General features: G+C 74.2%; 2 protein-coding genes and 1 pseudogene. All 3 read right to left on the reverse strand.

What is annotated here, in order from left to right; translation table 11 throughout:
• Positions 1 to 399, reverse strand: a pseudogene (locus HW578_RS26385) (ribonuclease E/G); the annotation flags it as partial.
• Positions 400 to 413: 14 nt separating this feature from the next.
• On the reverse strand, positions 414 to 1,001 hold the full coding sequence (locus HW578_RS26390; protein ID WP_198373671.1) for a Maf family nucleotide pyrophosphatase: 588 nt from the start codon (positions 999 to 1,001) through the stop codon (positions 414 to 416).
• 37 nt (positions 1,002 to 1,038) lie between these two features.
• Entirely contained in the window at positions 1,039 to 1,257 is a 219-nt protein-coding gene (gene infA, locus HW578_RS26395) for a translation initiation factor IF-1 (RefSeq protein WP_198373672.1), read from the reverse strand.
• Positions 1,258 to 1,516: the final 259 nt, after the last annotated feature.

Raw genomic sequence — 1,516 nt, forward strand, 5'->3', positions numbered from 1 at the left:
GGCATCCGGGCCGCGCGCGACCAGGCGCGGCGCGCCGGGTGGTGCCGCGGCGATGCGCGCGGCCTCCTTCTCCGTCAGCCGCGCCGTCACGCGCGGGCCCTTGCCGCCCTGCGCGGCGCGGGTGGTGCGCAGCGGCAGGATCATGCCCTCGTTGACCGCCTGGGCGATCGGGGTGCGCGCAGCGCTGGCCTCGCTCTCCGGCAGGAAGCCGGTCTGCCCGTCCGCCAGCGCGATGAAGGCGCCTGACATGGCAGGGGCAAGGGCGGCGACGCGGCCGCGATGCAGGTCCCCCACGCCGTCCGGGCGGGCCGGCCTCTCGACCCAGGCCTCGAGGACGGCGCCGTCCTGCACCAGGGCCGTGCGGATCTCGCCCGGCGAGGTGCTGACGTGGATCGCCACGCCGCCTGGCGCCGCTACGGCCGCAGCCATCCGATCCCGCGCAGCAGCTGCGCCGTCTCGAAGAGCGGCAGGCCCACCACGTTGGAATGGCTGCCCGAGAGGAAGCGGATGAAGGCCTCGGCGTGGCCCTGGATGGCATAGCCGCCGGCCTTGCCGCGCCATTCGCCGCCGGCGAGGTAGGCGTCGATCTGCTGTTCCGTCAGGCGCTGGAAGGTGACCGCGCTCTCCACCACGCGCTTCAGGCGGCGCCCGTCGGGCAGCGCCAGCACGATCGCGGTCGTCACGCGATGGCGGCGGCCCGAGATCAGCATCAGGCAGGCGCGCGCCTGATCCTCGGTCTCCGCCTTGGGCAGGATGCGCCGGCCCACGCCGACCACGGTGTCGGCCGCCAGCACCAGCGCATCGGGCGCCTGCGCGGCGGCGGCTTCGGCCTTGGCCAGCGCCAGGCGCGCCGCGTGCGGGCGCGGCACCTCGGCCTTGAGCGGAGTCTCGTCGATGTCGGTGGCAATGACCCGGTCGGGCACGATGCCGAGGCGGGCGAGAAGGTCGAGGCGCCTCGGGCTGGCGCTCGCCAGCACCAGCGCCGGGCGCTGGTCCGGCATGGTGTGCGCTACTGGAAGCGGCCGAGGCGCATGCCGGTCACTTGAACCGGAAGGTGATGCGGCCCTTGGTCAGGTCGTAGGGCGTCATCTCCACGTTCACGCGGTCGCCGGCGAGCACGCGGATGCGGTTCTTGCGCATCTTCCCGCTGGTATGCGCCAGCACCAGGTGGTCGTTGTCCAGCTTCACGCGGAACATGGCGTTGGGGAGGAGTTCAACGACCTGGCCGCTGAACTCGATCATGTCTTCCTTCGACATCGGGCCTCGTGCGTGGCGCGCATGGCGCGCATGGGGGGAGGCGGCGCGAGGGCGCGCCGCCAAAAATCGGCGGGAACATGATCCCCCGCCTCGGCCCGGTCAAGCGCGGCGGCGGTCCGCCTGCCGGCGCCGATGCCAGACCAGCACGGCGAGGCCGCCGGCGACCAGCAGCAGCGGCACCGCCACGGCCGCCACGGGGCGCAGCCACCGGACCGCGGGCCGGTCGGGCATCGCGCGCTCAGGCTGGTCGCGCCGGTAG

This window comes from Roseomonas rosulenta, from assembly GCF_016106005.1.
GTDB classification, from domain to species: Bacteria; Pseudomonadota; Alphaproteobacteria; order Acetobacterales; family Acetobacteraceae; genus Neoroseomonas; species Neoroseomonas rosulenta.

Bases quoted from the DNA above. Each gene is read 5' to 3' on its own strand.
- HW578_RS26390 (WP_198373671.1), bottom strand. From the start codon at position 1,001: ATGCCGGACCAGCGCCCGGCGCTGGTGCTGGCGAGCGCCAGCCCGAGG.
- infA (WP_198373672.1), bottom strand. From the start codon at position 1,257: ATGTCGAAGGAAGACATGATCGAGTTCAGCGGCCAGGTCGTTGAACTC.